The following is a 15,226-nucleotide window of genomic DNA, read 5'->3' on the forward strand; positions in this document are numbered from 1 at the left end:
CGCTGGCAAGCCATTAGCTGGTAACGTTTTTCAGGTGCGGCCTGCGTGCAACAGGGAGTGAAACTGCGTAGCGGATTACGCCTGAAGTGGATCCGCGGGCTCCGAACGCGTCGCCGCGTCATCCAGTTCCCGATTGAGCCGCGCTTCTTCTTCCACCTTGGGCCGCGAGAAGCGAGCCAGAATCAGATAGGCCACGGGGGTGAGGTAGAGGGTCGAGATCGCCGCAAAGCTCAGGCCCCCCACGATGACCCATCCCAGGGCTGTGCGGGCCTCGGCCCCGGCGCCCGAGGCGAGGACCAGCGGCACCCCGCCCAAAATCGTCGCGATCATCGTCATCATCACCGGCCGCAGCCGGATGTTGGAGGCCTGCTCCACTGCCTCGCGGACGGAAAGGCCCCGGTCGCGCAGCTGGTTGGCGAATTCGACGATCAGGATGCCGTTCTTGGCCATGATGCCGACGAGCAGCACCAGCCCGATCTGGCTGAAGATGTTGAGACTGCCGCCGGTGAGGAGGATCGCGTAGATGCCGGCGGCTACACCAAAGGGCACCGTCGCCATCACGATGATCGCGCTCCAGAAGCTTTCGAACTGGGCGGCGAGCACGAGCAGGATGATCACCAGGGCAAAGCCGAAGGTGATGAAGAGGCCGTTATTGGCTTCGCCCAGCGTCTTGGCTTCCGCCAGCGGCAGGATGGAGGTGCCCTCGGGCAGCAGAGGCGCCGCGATCTCCTGCAGTTGCGCATAGGCATCGCCCAGCGCCAGGCCCTCTTCAAGGCTGGCCGACACCGTCACGGCGCGGCGCTGTTCCTCGCGCCGCAAGGAGGGCGGCACGGCGGATTCCTCGATGCTGGCGATGGTCGACATGGGCACGTAGCGCCCGTCGCCGGTACGCACGAAGAGGGTTTCGAGATCGCGCGGATCGTTGACCGGGTTGGTGGTCGAGACCATGCGGACCGAATAGCTCCTGTCGTTGATGAAGACGTTGCCCACCTGGGCGCCGTCGATCATGGCCTGCATGGTGGTGGCGAGGCCGTTGATGTCGATGCCGAGGGCGTCCGCCTTGGTGCGGTCGACGGTCAACGTCAGCTGCGGCTGGGTGGTGTCGAAATCGACGCTGACGCGACCGAAGCGGCCATCGTCTTCCAGCTTGTCGGCAATGGACTGGGCCGTTTGCGCCAGCACGGCATAGTCCGAGCCGGCGACGGCAAATTGCAGGCCTGAACCGCCGCCGCGAATGCCCAGGCTATTGCCCTGCATCACAAAGGCGCGGACACCGGGCACCTGCGCCATGAGCCCGGTGATTTCGCCCGCGATCTGCTGCTGGCTGCGCGCGCGCTCTTCCCATGGGGCCAGGCTCAGGGTGAGGAAACCGCCATTGCCCCAGCCCGAGAGCACGAAGAGCGAGGTGGCTTCGCCGCTCTCGAGATAGGGCTTGAGCATTGTTTCAACCTGCCCGAGCCGGGTCTTGACGAAGTCGAGGCTGACCGTATCGGGCGCCGAGACGCGAATGCTGACGACGGAGCGGTCCTCGGACGGCGTGATTTCCTGGCGCAGATTGCCATAGGCGAAGAAGGCCGAGCCAGCGAATAGAGCGGCAATGACAAGGACCACCAGGGGATTGCGCAGGGCCAGGCCCAGCGTCACCCGATAGAAGCCGGCCAATGCACGGCCGAGCGCGCCGAACACGCCGTCATGTGTTTCCCCGGCACTTTGCTTGAGCAGGCGCGAGGCGATCATCGGCCCCATGGAGAGGGCGACGATGGACGAGAGGAGCACGGCGATGGCGAGGGTATAGCCGAACTCGCGGAAGAGCTGCCCGGTCTGCCCGCCGAGGAACGAGAGCGGAATGAAGACGGCGGCCAGCGTCAGCGTGGTGGCAATGACCGCGAAGAACACTTCCTGCGTACCCAGCACGGCGGCGGCTCGCGGCCCGGCACCCAGATGCTTCCGGCGCACGATGTTTTCGAGCACGACAATGGAATCATCCACCACGAGCCCCGTGGCGAGAACCAAGGCCAGGAGGGTGATGATGTTGAGCGAAAAGCCCGCGACGTACATGCCCGCTACAGCGCCCAGCAAGGCGATGGGCATGGAAATGGCGGGGACGATGGTGGCGCGCCAGTCGAGCAGGAAGAGGAAGATGATGGCGATCACCACCACCAGCGCCACGACCAGCGCAATTTCCACCTCGTGCAGGGCTCCCTGGATGAAGATGGCGTCGTCGCTGGAAACCTTGACGTTCACCCCGGCCGGCAGGGTAGTGTTGAGCTCGTCAACGGCCGCGTGAACGGCCTCGGAGATGGCGATGGTGTTCGATTGCGCCTGCCGCACGATGCCAAGACCAATGGCCGGGCGCCCATCGGCGCGAATGGCAGAGGTGCTCGCGCCGGCATCGAACACGACGCTGGCGACGTCCCCGAGCAGCGTCCTGTCCTTGATGACCAGGTTCTCGAAATCGGCCGGCGTCGTCAGCTCGGAAATGGCGCGGACGGCAATGTTCTGGTTGGGGCCGTTGAGCGAGCCTGCGGGTGCATCGAAGGCGATGGTCGAAAGCGCGCTCCGGATGTCGGCGACCGTGAGGCCGCGGCTGGCGAGCTTGACCGGGTCGACGTCAACCTCGAAGGCCGTCTCGCGCGCGCCGTACACCTGAACCTCGGCAACTCCGTCGATCGAGCCCAGCTTCTCGGCGATGATGTTCTCGGCCAGGTCGCTGAGGTCGGCGACGCTCATGGTGTCCGAGGTGACGGCGAGCTGGATGATGGCCTGCGCGTCGCTGTCGGCCTTGAAGATGGTGGGATCGTCCACGCCATCGGGCAGGCTCCGGCCGATGCGGCTCAGCGCGTCCCGCACGTCCGAAGTCGCGACATCGAGATTGGTGTTCTCCGAGAACTCGAGCGTTACGCGGCTCGAGCCGACCGATGAGCGGGAGGAAATGCCGGTAACGCCCTGCACGCGGGCAACAGCACCCTCCACTCTCGCCGTGATCTCACGATCGACGGTTTCGGCTGCGGCGCCCTCGAAACTGGTCGAGATCGACAGCACAGGCCGCTCGACGCTCGGCAGTTCGCGCACTTCGATGCCGATCAGGGCCGCCAGACCCGCGACGACGATCAGCGAATTGATGACGATGGCCATGACCGGACGGCGCACGAAGAGGGTGGCCAGGAGCCCGCCACGTTCGTTCTTGCTTTCGATCGACATGGCCCGTCCCCCTCAGTTTCCGGCCGGCGCGGCGCTGGCCGCCGATGCCGTCTCGGCCTCGTCGCCCCGGCCGTCAGGACCTTCGATGAGGTTGACATCGGCCCCTTCGCTGAGCTGCAGGATGCCCTCGGTGATGACCGGGTCGCCAGCCGCCAGATCGGCGCGCACCAGTACGCCGTCGCTGTTGCGCTGGATGATCTCGGCCATGACCTTGGTGGCTTTGCCGGCTTCATATTTCCACACATAGGAGCCTTGGGCCGACCACAGGATCGCCAGCGGATTGACCGCCGGATAGGTCTCGCCGGGAAAATCGAGACGGACGGCAAAGCTCATGCCTGCCCGCAGCCGGCCATCGGGATTGGGAATTTCGGCCTGCACCTGCAAGGTTCGGCTGGCCGGGTCTATGCGGCTGTCGATGGCCGAAACGGTGCCGGTGAATTCCTGGCCGGGCAGGGCGGTGGCCGAGACGGTCACCGGCTGGTCGACGTCGATCTGGCCGGCGTAGCGCTCGGGCACCCAGAAGTCGATCAGGATGGAAGATGTGTCGTCGATGGTGGTTATGGCCGTCTGCGCCGCAACGTAATTGCCGGGGTTCACGCGGATCAGCCCCACGGTGCCGCCGATGGGGCTCGTGATCGTCTTGCGGTCGAGGGCCAGGCGCGCGTTGCGCAGCTCCAGTTCCGCATTGGCCTTGGCCAGTTCGGCTGCGGTCAGCGCGGTGTTGGCAACAATGTTGGAACTGGCCAGGCCCTGCGTGCGGGCGAGGGCGGCTTCGGCGTCTTCCAGCGCCAGTTGCGCGCCGTCGAACTCGATCTGCTCGGCCTCGCTCTTGAAGCGGGCGATGACGTCGCCGGCCTCTACCGTCTGGCCCGGGCGCACCAGCACTTCCGCCAGTTCGCCCCCTGCCGGCGCAGCCACGGAGACGCTGCGCGCCGCGCTCGCCTCGCCGACGGCCGAAAGGGCGCTATTGATGGTGGCCATCCTGACGGCAGCGGTGATGACATTGGTTTGCCGCCCGGCAAACCCACCCCGGCGGCCGCCACCGTCCGGCCCCGCGCCGCCTCGGCCGCCGCCGGTCGGACCCACCTGTTCGGTGGGTTTTGGGCCGAAGGGAAGGCTTATGTCCCAGCTCTCGAGTGTGCGGGGTGCGCTGGGCACGAGGTACAACCAGATGAGGCCGGCAACCAGGAGAACAGCAAGGGAGGCGAGAAGCTGCCGGAGTGCACTCAGCATCAAGGTCCAAATCTGCACGTGACTAAAACGAAGCAGACACTAGCAGCGGCGGAACAGGCGCGGGATTACAATCGCGTAATTTTGGCGAAATCTCAGGCTTCCACCTCGGCGTCGGGCCGGGCCCCCCATTCTGCCCACGACCCGTCATAGACAGCGACATCGCGGGCCCCGGCCCGTTCCAGGGCCAGCGCCAGGGTGACGGCGGTGATGCCGGAGCCGCAAGAGGTGATGATGGGTTTTTCCAGGTCGACGCCGCGGGCCTCGAACAGGCCCTGAAGTTCTTCGGCCGGCTTCATGCGGCCGTTCTCGGTGAGGAGGCTCACCGGCACGTTGAGGCTGCCCGGAATGTGGCCCGAGCGCAGGCCGGCGCGAGGTTCTGGCGCTTCGCCGTGGAACCGGGGGGCAGGGCGCGCGTCGATGATCTGGGCCGCGTTGTCCCTGCTGCGCGCCTGCACGCGATCGAAGCTGGCGATGCGATCGGGGTCGATATCGGGGACGAACCGGGCGCGGGGCCGGGACGACAGGCCCGCTTCCACGGGGCGGCGCTCGGCCCGCCATTTGGGGCCGCCGCCCTCGAGCATCGCGACATTGCGGGCGCCGAAGGTGCGCAGCGTCCACCAGACGCGGGGAGCGCTGAACAGCCCCACCTCGTCGTAGACGACGATGGTCATGCTCTCGGCAATGCCCAGGGCCCCCACCATGCGCGCAAAATCGGACGGCTCGGGCAGCATGTGGGGCAGGGTGCTGTCGGTGTCGGCGATACCGTCGATATCGAAGAAGACGGCGCCGGGAATGTGTCCAGCCAGGTACTCGGCCTGCGCATTGCGCGCCGCGTTCGGCATGTGCCAGCTCGCGTCGACCACGATCAGGTCGGGATCGTTGAGGTGTTGCGCCAGCCAGTCGGTGGTGACGAACGGCGTATCCATGGCAAGCTCCCGCGCTGTGATCCTATTGCTAACGCTGCAAAAGGGGCTGCGGCAAGAACAATCCAGGCGCGCAGTGGTTCATTCGAGCCAAAGCAAAATTGCCACCAGCATCGAGCGAACCCAGCTCTTCGCGGAGAACCGCGCGACAGCGCTCAGGGCGGCGGTCCGGAGCTTTCGCGCAAGACGAGCTCGACCGGCCAGAGCTCGTGCACGTCCGCGGCCGGCTTGCCACCGACGATCTGCATCGTGAGTTCGGCGATGCGCTGTCCGGCCTGGCGAATGGAGGAGCGCGTCGTCGACATGGTCGGGTACATGTTGTCGGCGTTGAGATAGGGAAAGACGTCGTCATGGGCGATCATCGAGACGTCCTTGCCCAGCGTCAGCCCCGCCTGGCGGATAGCGCGGAAGACTCCGAGCGCCGTCATCATGGAGCCCGCGAGGAACGCGGTGGGACGCGGGCGCAGTTCCAGCATGGCCTGGGCGAGCCGGAACGCGACCTCGTCGGTGAAGATGGAGTTGCCCATCAGGGCCTTGTCCGGTTGCAGGTCGCGCGCCGCCAGGGCCGTCAGATAACCCTCCTCGCGATGCTCGGCAAAGGTGCGACCCTTCACGCCATTGAGCAGCGCGATGCGCCGGTGGCCGAGATCGACCAGGTGGGTAGTCGCCCGCTCCAAGGCTCCCCGATTGTCGATGTCGAGCCAGGCGACCGGCGCCCCCACATCCGTGCGCCCGTGCAGGACGAAGGGAATGCCCAGCTCCATCAGGAGTTCGGCCCGCTCGTCCCTCAAGGAGGGGGAGTGCAGAATGACCGCGTCCACCTTCTGGCTGGCAGCAAGGCGGCGATAGGCGGCCATTTCGTCCTGCTGCGAGGCGACGGTGGTGACCAGAAGATCGATCTCTTCCAGCGCCATGCGTCCGCCCAGGCCACCCAGGAATTCGCTGGTATGGGGGCCGAACTCATCCGAGCCACGCAGGACCATGCCCACCGCGCCGGCCCGGCCAGTGGCGAGGCGCAATGCGCTGGCGTTGGGGCGATAGCCGAGTTCGGCCGCGGCCTCGGCGACGCGCCGGCGGGTCGCTTCCTTGACTTCGGGATACCCGTTGAGCGCGCGGCTCACCGTCGTCTGTGAAAGACCGAGATGGTGCGCGAGATCTTTCAGTCGCATGGCAGTTCGTGGCCCGGCACCCGCGCTGGCGAGATCACCAGCGGGCGCAAATCGGGCTGGCGGTCTCCTTGGCCGGAGTTCTCCGCCTTCCTCCTCCGGCGTCATTCAAAGCGATTTCAATTTTTATAGCAAGTAGTCGGAAACGATTGCGGAAGGTGAGGTGCGTACATCAGCCAAAAACTGGCCCCTTTACCATTGCCGAATTCGCGGCACCCATAAGCATTTGAAATTCCCAAGCAATTTTTTTCGACCTTCGAAATGTCTGAATTTCGCCGCGAGCCGTGCTTGACAGGTTTTGTCCAAACTGTTTCCCTTTCATTTAAAGCGCTTTGGAAAAGGGGGCGAGGAACGTCCTCCGCGCCGGGCGTTTTTAGGGAGGGTTTCACGGGGTCTGGCGGGTTACCGTCGCAGACCCCTGCCATGCGCCTCCCTGCCTAGTGGTTCAATCGGGAGGATACCCAATGAAACTCAACAAGCTGCTCGCCGGAATGCTGGCCAGCGTGACCCTTATTGCCGGACCCATCCATGCCGCAGAACTGGCGATGGTGTCGGGCGACACGGGGACGGGCCTTGAATTCCTGCGCAGCCAGCTGGATCGCTTCGAGGAAGAAACCGGCAACACGGTCACTATCGTGCCGATGCCGTCCTCGACCACCGACCAGTTCGGCCAGTATCGCCTGTGGCTCGCCGCCGGCAACACCGACATCGACGTCTACCAGACCGACGTCATCTGGGCGCCGCAGCTGGCGGACCAGTTCCTCGACCTCACCGATGCCGCCAAGGACATCGTCGACCAGCACTTCCCTTCGATCATCGAGTCGCAGACCGTGGACGGCAAGCTCGTCGCCCTGCCGGCCTTCACCGACGCTCCCGCGCTCTACTACCGCACGGACCTCCTGGAAAAATACGGCAAGGAAGTCCCCAAGACCTGGTCCGAAATGGCCGCCACCGCCAAGGAAATCATGGATGGCGAGCGGGCTGACGGCAATAGCGAGCTGTGGGGCTTCGTGTTCCAGGGCAACGCCTATGAAGGTCTGACCTGCAACGCGCTGGAATGGGTCAAGTCCTATGGCGGCGGCCAGATCGTGGAAGCCGACGGCACCATCTCGATCAACAACGAGCAGGCGGCGGCGGCCATCGACGAAGCGGCGAGCTGGGTTGGCACTATCGCGCCCGAAGGCGTGCTTGGCTACATGGAAGAAGAAAGCCGCGGCGTCTGGCAGCTGGGCAATGCCGTGTTCATGCGCAACTGGCCCTATGCCTACGCGCTGAGCAATGGCGACGACTCCGCCGTCAAGGGCAAGTTCGACGTCGCTCCGCTGCCGGCGGGCGAAGGTGAAGGCGCGGGTTCGGCGGCAACTCTGGGCGGCTGGAACGTAGCCGTTTCCAAGTACTCGCAGCATCCGGACGAAGCCATTGCGCTGGCCAAGTTCCTGGCTTCGGAAGAAGTCCAGAAGGAACGCGCCATCAAGCAGTCCAACCTGCCCACGATCCCGGCCCTCTACGAGGACAAGGACGTTCTCGCAGCCTCGCCGTTCATGGCCAACTGGCTGGAAATCTTCCAGCAGGCCGTGCCGCGGCCGTCCGCCCCGACCAAGACGGACTACAACGAAGTGTCGTCCATGTTCTGGAGCGCCGTGCATGAGACGCTTTCCGGCAACGGCTCTGCTGCCGAGAACCTGGAAGTGCTCGAGGCCGACCTGCAGGAACTCAAGGGCGACGCCTGGTAAGTCCTCCCGGACTTGACTTGCGAGGCGGACGGCTCGGCACAACCGGGCCGCCCGCCTTGCGCAATCGAAGAGCCGCGGGGAGGCAAGAACGACCATGGCCACTGACGTCATGTCTGCGACGCGTGTCGCACAAGCACGCAAGCACCGATCGGAACTCATGCAGCAGCGGGTTCGCGCCGCGCGCTGGTTCCTCGTGCCGATGTTGATCGCGCTGGCCGTGGTGGCCGGCTGGCCGCTGGCCCGCTCGATCTACTTCTCCTTTACCGATGTCACGCTCAACGACCTCTACGGAGCGGAGTGGGTCGGCTTTGCCAATTATCTCTCGATCCGGACGCTGGACAGCGGGCGCGTGATCTATCGCGGCGTGCTGGCCGATCCGCAGTGGTGGAACGCGGTCTGGAACACTGTCCGCTTCGCCCTGGTGTCGATCACCTTCGAAACCGTGCTGGGCATGATCGTGGCGCTGGTTCTCAACGCCGAATTTCGCGGCCGCGGCATCGTGCGCGCCGCGATCCTCATCCCCTGGGCCATTCCCACCATCGTCTCCGCGCGCATGTGGGGCTGGATGCTCAACGACCAGTTCGGCATCCTCAACGACCTCTTCCTCCGACTGGGCGTTATCAGTGCCCCGATCGCCTGGACCGCTTCCCCCGACACGGCGATGACCGCCGTCCTGATCGTGGACATCTGGAAGACGACGCCGTTCATGGCGCTCCTGATCCTGGCCGGCCTGCAGATGATCCCCAAGGACATCTATGAGGCGGCCGACATCGATGGCGTCCATCCGGTCAAGCAGTTCTTCCGCATCACCCTGCCGCTGGTGCGGCCGGCCCTGATGGTGGCGATCATCTTCCGCATCCTCGACGCCCTGCGCATCTTCGACCTGATCTACGTGCTGACGCCGAACTCCAGCGCCACCAAGACCATGTCGATCCTGGCGCAGGAAAACCTCTTCCAGTTCAATAATTTCGCGGAAGGATCCACGCAGTCGACGCTGCTGTTCCTGATCATCGCGATCTTCACCGTCCTCTATATCTGGCTGGGCAAGGTGAATTTCGAAGGGGGAGACCGCTGATGGGCGCCACGTTCGACATCTGGAAGCTCACCAAGCAGGTGCTGTTCTACGCCCTGGTGGTGGTGATCGTGGTGGTTTCGGTGTTCCCGTTCTACTACGCCATCCTCACCAGCTTCAAATCGGGTACCGACCTGTTCCGCGTCACCTACTGGCCGACCTCGCTCAGTCTCGAGAACTATCGGCAGGTGTTCACGCAGGGCTCGTTCCCGCGCAACCTGCTCAATTCTCTCTTCGTCGCTTCGCTGACGGTGATTCTGGCGCTGTTCCTGGCCGTCACCGCATCGTTCGCCCTCAGCCGCGTGCGGTTCCGGGGCAGGGGGCTGCTGCTGATGGTGATCCTGGCGGTCTCGATGTTCCCGCAGATCGCGGTGTTGGCCGGTCTCTTCGAGGTCATCCGTGGCCTGGGCATCTACAACACGCCCTGGGCGCTGATCTTCGCCTACACCATCTTCACCCTTCCCTTCACCGTCTGGGTGCTGACCACTTTCATGCGCGACCTGCCGATCGAAATCGAGGAAGCCGCGATCGTGGACGGGGCCTCGCCCTGGGTCATCATCACCCAGGTGTTCATGCCGCTGATGTGGCCGGCGCTGGTGACCACGGGGCTCCTCGCCTTCATCGCGGCGTGGAACGAGTTCCTGTTCGCCCTCACATTCACCGTCTCGAACCAGACCCGTACCGTGCCGGTTGCCATCGCGCTGCTCTCGGGCGGATCGCAATATGAAATTCCGTGGGGCACCATCATGGCTGCCTCGGTGGTCGTCACCGTGCCGCTCGTGGTGCTGGTGCTGATTTTCCAGCGCAAGATCGTGAGCGGGCTGACCGCCGGCGGCGTGAAGGGCTAAGGAGCAGAACAAATGGCAAGTATCGAACTGCGCAATCTGCGCAAATCCTTCGGCGCCGTCGAAGTCATCAAGGGCGTCGACCTCGAGGTGCGCAAGGGGGAGTTCATGGTCTTCGTCGGCCCCTCTGGGTGCGGCAAGTCCACGCTGCTGCGCCTGATCTCGGGGCTGGAAGACATCACCTCGGGCGAGATGCTGTTTGACGGCAAGGTGGTCAATTCGCTGACCCCGTCCAAGCGCGGCATCGCCATGGTGTTCCAGAGCTACGCGCTTTATCCGCACATGACGGTCTACCAGAACATGGCGTTCGGCCTGAAGCTCGAGAAGGGCCACAGCAAGGACGAGATCCGCCAGCGGGTGGAAAAGGCCGCCGACATGCTGCAGATCCGGCAATATCTCGACCGCCTGCCCAAGCAGCTCTCGGGCGGCCAGCGCCAGCGCGTCGCCATTGGCCGCGCCATCACCCGCGACCCCAAGGTGTTCCTGTTCGACGAGCCACTGTCCAACCTCGATGCTGCCCTGCGCGTCGCGACCCGCATCGAGATCGCCAAGCTGCACGCGGACATGCACGAGGTCACCATGATCTACGTGACGCACGACCAGGTGGAGGCCATGACGCTGGCCGACCGCATCTGCGTGCTGCGCGATGGTCTGGTGGAGCAGGTCGGAACGCCGATGGAGCTCTACGAGCGGCCCGACAGCATGTTCGTCGCCGGTTTCATCGGTTCGCCCAAGATGAACTTCATCTCGGGCAAGTTTGCCGAACCGTTTGGCTGCGAGACCGTGGGTGTCCGCGGCGAACACATGATCATCAACGAGGGCCCCGGCCGCTGGACCGGAAAGGTGATCCACAACGAGAACCTGGGTGCGGATTCCTATATCTATGTCGACATCGGATCCGAGGAGCCGGTGGTGGTTCGCCTGGAAGGCGCCAACACCTACAAATCGGGCGACAGCGTGAACCTGTCCCCCATGGACGACAAGATCCACCGCTTCGACAAGGCCGGCAAGCCCATCCGCTGATCGCGACGGCAACGGCGCTTCCCGCGGGCAGGACCAACCCTTTCACAAAACCATGACGTGCGGCCATTGCCGCACGATCGTCACGATGACGGCGCACGCCCGGGTCTCCCTCCGCGGCCTGCCCAGTTTTAGGAGACTTCCAGATGCCGATCCGTACCCTTGTCTGGGGCGAAAACGTCCACGAGCAGAAGAACAAGACCGTTGCCGAGAACTATCCCAACGGCATGCACAACCAGATCGCCAGCCTGCTCAGGCAAGACGCGAACCTCGAGGTGAAGACCACGACGCTGCAGGAGCCCGAGCACGGCCTGACGCTCGACGTGCTCAACAACACCGACGTCCTGATCTGGTGGGGCCACGCGGCGCACGACAAGGTGGACGACGTCGTAGTCAAGCGCGTCATGGAGCAGGTCTGGCAGGGCATGGGGCTGATCGTCCTGCACTCGGGCCACCATTCCAAGGTCTTCAAGGGCCTGATGGGGTCCCCCGCGAACCTGCATTGGCGCGAGGCCGGCGAGCGCGAACGTCTGTGGGTCGTCAACCCCGGGCACCCGATCGCCAAGGGCCTGCCGCCCTATTTCGAGCTCGAATACGAAGAGATGTACGGCGAACCCTTCACCGTGCCGGAGCCGCTCGAAACCGTGTTCGTCTCCTGGTTCCAGGGCGGCGAGGTCTTCCGGTCCGGCCTCACCTACCGGCGCGGCGCGGGCAACATCTTCTACTTCCGCCCCGGCCACGAGACCTACCCCACCTATTACGACGAGAATGTCGGCAAGGTGCTGCGCAACGCCGTCAACTGGGCCTATAGCGGCGAGCGCCATGCGCACCTGATGAAGGCGCCGAACACGCCGGTGCGCGAGGCGATCGAAAAGATCGAAGAGCGCGGCCCCAAGCTCTCGGCGTCCGACCACGCCGGTGACGTCAAGGTTTAGGCGTTCGGTCCATCGGCGGTCATTGCCCGGCTTGTCCGGGCAATCCATCTTGCTTGAGATGGACCACCGGACGGGCCGGGTGGTGACGGACCTTCGGGGGTTCGGTGAAGACATCATCTGGCGCGCCGGGTGAATGATTGTGAGAAGGGCACCAATCGTGCGCTTGCGCGGGAAATGCCCGGTGGTAAAGCAGCGGGCAAACGTCCCTAAGGAATAATCATATGCGTATCCTCATCCTGGGTACCGGCGGCATGGCCAATACGCATGCCAAGAACTTCGCGGGCATCGAAGGGGTGACCCTGGCGGGCGGCGTCGACGTCGATCCGGCGCGGGTTGAGGCCTTCTGCGCCACCCACAATATCGAGCGCGGCTTCGGCTCGCTTGACGCAGCGCTGGCCTGGGGCGAATTCGACGCCGTCGCCAACGTCACGCCCGACAGCGTGCACTATCCCACGACAATGGCTGCCCTGGCGGCTGGCAAGCACGTCTTCTGCGAAAAGCCGCTCGCCACCGACCATGCCCGCGCCACCGAAATGACCGAAACGGCCGAGCGGCTCGGCCTCGTCAACATGGTCAACCTCACCTATCGCAACGTGGCGCAGTTGCAGAAGGCCCGCGAAATCGTGCAGTCCGGTGCGGTCGGCACCGTCAAGCACTTCGAGGCGAGCTACCTCCAGAGCTGGCTTGTCTCCAAGGCCTGGGGCGACTGGCGCACGGAATCGCAGTGGCTCTGGCGCCTGTCCAAGAAGCACGGGTCGAACGGCGTCCTGGGCGACATTGGCGTCCATATCCTCGACTTCGCGACCTATGGCGCCGGCAGCGATTTCTCCAAAGTGTTCTGCCGTCTCGAGACCTTCGACAAGGCCGAGGGCAACAGAATCGGCGAATATGATCTGGACGCCAACGACAGCTTTGCAATGACCGCGCAATTGGAGAACGGCGCGCTGGGCGTGATCCACGCCAGCCGCTGGGCCACCGGCCACTTCAACGAATTGCGGCTGCGCATCTACGGCGAGAAGGGGTCGCTGGAAGTGCAGCATCGGCACGACTGGTCCAAGCTGCTCACCTGCCTCGGAGACGACGTTGAAACCGGCACCTGGACCGAGGTCGAGGTGCCCCCGGTCAAGACGAATTACGAGCGGTTCGTGGAGGCGTGCCGCGCGGGCGTCAACAAGGAGCCCAGCTTCCGGCACGCCACCAACATCCAGAAGGTTCTGGACCTGGCCACCGTCACCGAGCGGGACCGGCACGAGCACGCCGTCTGACATTCGATAGAGGCATGCAAAAAGGCCCCGGCATACACCGGGGCCTTGTTTTTGTGGAAGACCTGGAGCCGTTATTCGGCGCGGTCGTCCACGTAGACGATGACCGTACCATCCGCTTCGGACTTCACGGCAACGACGTCAGCGGCCGAATAGCCTTCAGCTTCCAGCTTGGCCTTGATGACTTCATTGCCGTCGATGTTGGTCTCAAGCATTGTGTGGGCCTCGGCGTCTGCCGAAAGCGCGGCGTCCAGCGCCTCGGATTCAGTTGCGGCATCGCCCTGCAGCGAAGAGAGCAGAACGATCTGGACGTTGTCTTCGCTGGTGATGCCGCTCAGGTCAACGTCGGCCGAGCCCTTGATGGACGAAATCACCGAGCCATAGGTGTTGTCCGACATCCCGCCGGCATTCGCCTGGGCGTTGGCGTTGGCGTTGCCGCTGGCATTAGCGGCGGCGTTGCCCGTTGCACCATCCTTGCTGGCGTCGACGTTACTCGACGCACCGGCGTTGACGCCCGCATCGACGCCTGCAGCCGGTGTATCGACGGAGACGCCGGCGTCCACGCCGGCACCGACGCCGGCAGAGGCGTCCTGTGCAATGGCGGGAGCGGCGGCGGAAGCCAGAAGCAGGGCGATGGCGCTCGAAGCAATGATCTTGTTCATGTGTAGTCTCCTCAGTGGTTGCCCCCCACTTGGACACGGCACAAACGGCGGAGCCCGGACGTGGTTGCCGAAGTGTCGATCACAAAAAAATTGGCAGGTTGCCGATAAGGGAGGCCGCAATCAGGCGGCAGGGGCCGAAAATCAGCCCATGCCGCCGGTCAGGTCTGGCGGTGGACAGGGGTGCCGATTACTCCGGCCGGTCGTCGACATAGACAAGCACGGAACCGTCTTCATTCTGCTTGAGGCTGATGACGTCCTCGACCTTGTAGCCCTCGTCTTCGAGCTTGCTGGTCAGGGCGTCATTCTTCGAAATCCGCTCGTAGAGACCCTTCTGCTCGTCGGCGTGGCCGGAGAGGTAGGCGTCCAGCATGTCCTGGCCCGCTGCTGCGTCACCCTCGAGCGAACTGATCGTGGTGATGGTGATCTCGGTGTCGCTGTCGATGGCGGAGAGATCAAGTTTGGCCGCTTCCTCGAAGGACTGAGAGACGCCCTCGTAGCTGTTGTCCCAAGCGGCCATGTCTTTTGCCTGCGTGTCGGCAGCGGTGCTGGCATCGGCCTCGGCACCAGCGCCCTTGGCGGGGACCTCGGCGGTCACGCCTGCGTCCCGCGTAACGTCGGCATCGACGTCCTGGGCGAACGTCACCGGGGATGTACCCAGCAGGGTTGCAAGGGAAATGGCCGTCATGAGCTTGGTCTTGATCATGTTTTTCCTCAGTGGTTGCGACGCTCCTCGCAAGGCCAACGATCGTCCCGGTCGCATGTTTCGGGTGCGAAAGTCACAATTCCCGGAGCATCTTCTTGCGCTCCCGTGCAACCGCGCGAGGGGCAGCCGCCTTTAGGGGAGGCAACACCAACCGGAGCCTCATCATGGGTATCATCTGGGCCATCATCATCGGCTTTTTCGCCGGGCTCATCGCCAAGTTCATCGTGCCGGGCCGCAACGAGCCGCGCGGCTTCATCCTGACCACGGTGCTCGGCATCATCGGTTCGGTGCTCGCAACGTTTCTTGGCCAGGCCGTCGGCTGGTATGGTCCGGATGATGGGGCGGGCTTTATCGCCTCGATCCTGGGGGCGATCATCGTGCTGCTGATCTGGGGCGCGATCGCAGGCCGCCGCCGCGCCTGATCGCTGAAACGGGCAACAAAAAAGGGCGCCCTGGGGCGCCCTTTCGTGT

Annotated in this window: 13 protein-coding genes; 7 read left to right on the forward strand and 6 right to left on the reverse strand. The window is 64.3% G+C overall.

The window, feature by feature from the left end; all coding sequences use genetic code 11:
• Positions 1-75: 75 nt before the first annotated feature.
• The 4 genes from IC608_RS00055 to IC608_RS00070 form a co-directional block, all read right to left on the reverse strand.
• On the reverse strand, positions 76-3,201 hold the full coding sequence (locus IC608_RS00055) for an efflux RND transporter permease subunit (protein WP_191771997.1): 3,126 nt from the start codon (positions 3,199-3,201) through the stop codon (positions 76-78).
• Between the two features lie 12 nt (positions 3,202-3,213).
• A complete protein-coding gene (locus IC608_RS00060; protein ID WP_191771998.1) occupies positions 3,214-4,434 on the reverse strand; it encodes an efflux RND transporter periplasmic adaptor subunit in 1,221 nt (406 codons plus the stop codon).
• 92 nt (positions 4,435-4,526) lie between these two features.
• Positions 4,527-5,360, reverse strand: coding sequence for a 3-mercaptopyruvate sulfurtransferase (gene sseA / locus IC608_RS00065; RefSeq protein WP_191771999.1), 834 nt, complete (start codon positions 5,358-5,360; stop codon positions 4,527-4,529).
• 152 nt (positions 5,361-5,512) lie between these two features.
• Positions 5,513-6,526 (reverse strand): substrate-binding domain-containing protein, encoded by a 1,014-nt coding sequence (locus tag IC608_RS00070; protein ID WP_191772000.1) that lies wholly within the window; start codon positions 6,524-6,526, stop codon positions 5,513-5,515.
• Positions 6,527-6,987: 461 nt separating this feature from the next.
• On the opposite strand from IC608_RS00070, the gene IC608_RS00075 reads away from it, so the two are divergent.
• The 6 genes from IC608_RS00075 (at position 6,988) to IC608_RS00100 (ending at position 13,393) form a co-directional block, all read left to right on the forward strand.
• Complete coding sequence (locus IC608_RS00075; RefSeq protein WP_191772001.1) at positions 6,988-8,256, forward strand: ABC transporter substrate-binding protein; 1,269 nt, start codon at positions 6,988-6,990, stop codon at positions 8,254-8,256.
• Between the two features lie 94 nt (positions 8,257-8,350).
• Positions 8,351-9,331, forward strand: a complete 981-nt coding sequence (locus tag IC608_RS00080; protein ID WP_248306132.1) for a carbohydrate ABC transporter permease — start codon at positions 8,351-8,353, stop codon at positions 9,329-9,331.
• Positions 9,331-10,176, forward strand: coding sequence for a carbohydrate ABC transporter permease (locus IC608_RS00085; protein ID WP_191772002.1), 846 nt, complete (start codon positions 9,331-9,333; stop codon positions 10,174-10,176). The genes IC608_RS00080 and IC608_RS00085 overlap by 1 nt, the downstream gene beginning before the upstream one ends.
• Before the next feature lie 12 nt (positions 10,177-10,188).
• Complete coding sequence (locus tag IC608_RS00090; RefSeq protein ID WP_191772003.1) at positions 10,189-11,196, forward strand: ABC transporter ATP-binding protein; 1,008 nt, start codon at positions 10,189-10,191, stop codon at positions 11,194-11,196.
• A 143-nt stretch (positions 11,197-11,339) separates the two neighbouring features.
• Complete coding sequence (locus IC608_RS00095; RefSeq protein WP_191772004.1) at positions 11,340-12,128, forward strand: ThuA domain-containing protein; 789 nt, start codon at positions 11,340-11,342, stop codon at positions 12,126-12,128.
• A 221-nt stretch (positions 12,129-12,349) separates the two neighbouring features.
• Positions 12,350-13,393, forward strand: a complete 1,044-nt coding sequence (locus tag IC608_RS00100; protein WP_191772005.1) for a Gfo/Idh/MocA family protein — start codon at positions 12,350-12,352, stop codon at positions 13,391-13,393.
• Positions 13,394-13,464: 71 nt separating this feature from the next.
• On the opposite strand, the gene IC608_RS00105 is transcribed toward IC608_RS00100, so the two are convergent.
• Complete coding sequence (locus IC608_RS00105) at positions 13,465-14,052, reverse strand: hypothetical protein (RefSeq protein ID WP_191772006.1); 588 nt, start codon at positions 14,050-14,052, stop codon at positions 13,465-13,467.
• A gap of 187 nt (positions 14,053-14,239) precedes the next feature.
• Complete coding sequence (locus IC608_RS00110) at positions 14,240-14,755, reverse strand: hypothetical protein (protein ID WP_191772007.1); 516 nt, start codon at positions 14,753-14,755, stop codon at positions 14,240-14,242.
• Between the two features lie 164 nt (positions 14,756-14,919).
• On the opposite strand from IC608_RS00110, the gene IC608_RS00115 reads away from it, so the two are divergent.
• Complete coding sequence (locus IC608_RS00115; protein WP_191772008.1) at positions 14,920-15,177, forward strand: GlsB/YeaQ/YmgE family stress response membrane protein; 258 nt, start codon at positions 14,920-14,922, stop codon at positions 15,175-15,177.
• The last annotated feature ends 49 nt before the right edge of the window (positions 15,178-15,226 follow it).

It is taken from the genome of Devosia oryzisoli (assembly GCF_014837245.1).
Taxonomy (GTDB): Bacteria; Pseudomonadota; Alphaproteobacteria; order Rhizobiales; family Devosiaceae; genus Devosia; species Devosia oryzisoli.

Excerpts from the sequence above, each read along its gene's own strand:
- IC608_RS00080 (WP_248306132.1), top strand. The coding sequence starts at position 8,351 with ATGGCCACTGACGTCATGTCTGCGACGCGTGTCGCACAAGCACGCAAG.
- IC608_RS00110 (WP_191772007.1), bottom strand. The coding sequence starts at position 14,755 with ATGATCAAGACCAAGCTCATGACGGCCATTTCCCTTGCAACCCTGCTG.
- IC608_RS00070 (WP_191772000.1), bottom strand. The coding sequence starts at position 6,526 with ATGCGACTGAAAGATCTCGCGCACCATCTCGGTCTTTCACAGACGACG.
- IC608_RS00055 (WP_191771997.1), bottom strand. The coding sequence starts at position 3,201 with ATGTCGATCGAAAGCAAGAACGAACGTGGCGGGCTCCTGGCCACCCTC.
- IC608_RS00095 (WP_191772004.1), top strand. The coding sequence starts at position 11,340 with ATGCCGATCCGTACCCTTGTCTGGGGCGAAAACGTCCACGAGCAGAAG.
- IC608_RS00115 (WP_191772008.1), top strand. The coding sequence starts at position 14,920 with ATGGGTATCATCTGGGCCATCATCATCGGCTTTTTCGCCGGGCTCATC.
- IC608_RS00090 (WP_191772003.1), top strand. The coding sequence starts at position 10,189 with ATGGCAAGTATCGAACTGCGCAATCTGCGCAAATCCTTCGGCGCCGTC.
- IC608_RS00060 (WP_191771998.1), bottom strand. The coding sequence starts at position 4,434 with ATGCTGAGTGCACTCCGGCAGCTTCTCGCCTCCCTTGCTGTTCTCCTG.
- IC608_RS00100 (WP_191772005.1), top strand. The coding sequence starts at position 12,350 with ATGCGTATCCTCATCCTGGGTACCGGCGGCATGGCCAATACGCATGCC.
- IC608_RS00075 (WP_191772001.1), top strand. The coding sequence starts at position 6,988 with ATGAAACTCAACAAGCTGCTCGCCGGAATGCTGGCCAGCGTGACCCTT.
- IC608_RS00085 (WP_191772002.1), top strand. The coding sequence starts at position 9,331 with ATGGGCGCCACGTTCGACATCTGGAAGCTCACCAAGCAGGTGCTGTTC.
- IC608_RS00105 (WP_191772006.1), bottom strand. The coding sequence starts at position 14,052 with ATGAACAAGATCATTGCTTCGAGCGCCATCGCCCTGCTTCTGGCTTCC.
- sseA (WP_191771999.1), bottom strand. The coding sequence starts at position 5,360 with ATGGATACGCCGTTCGTCACCACCGACTGGCTGGCGCAACACCTCAAC.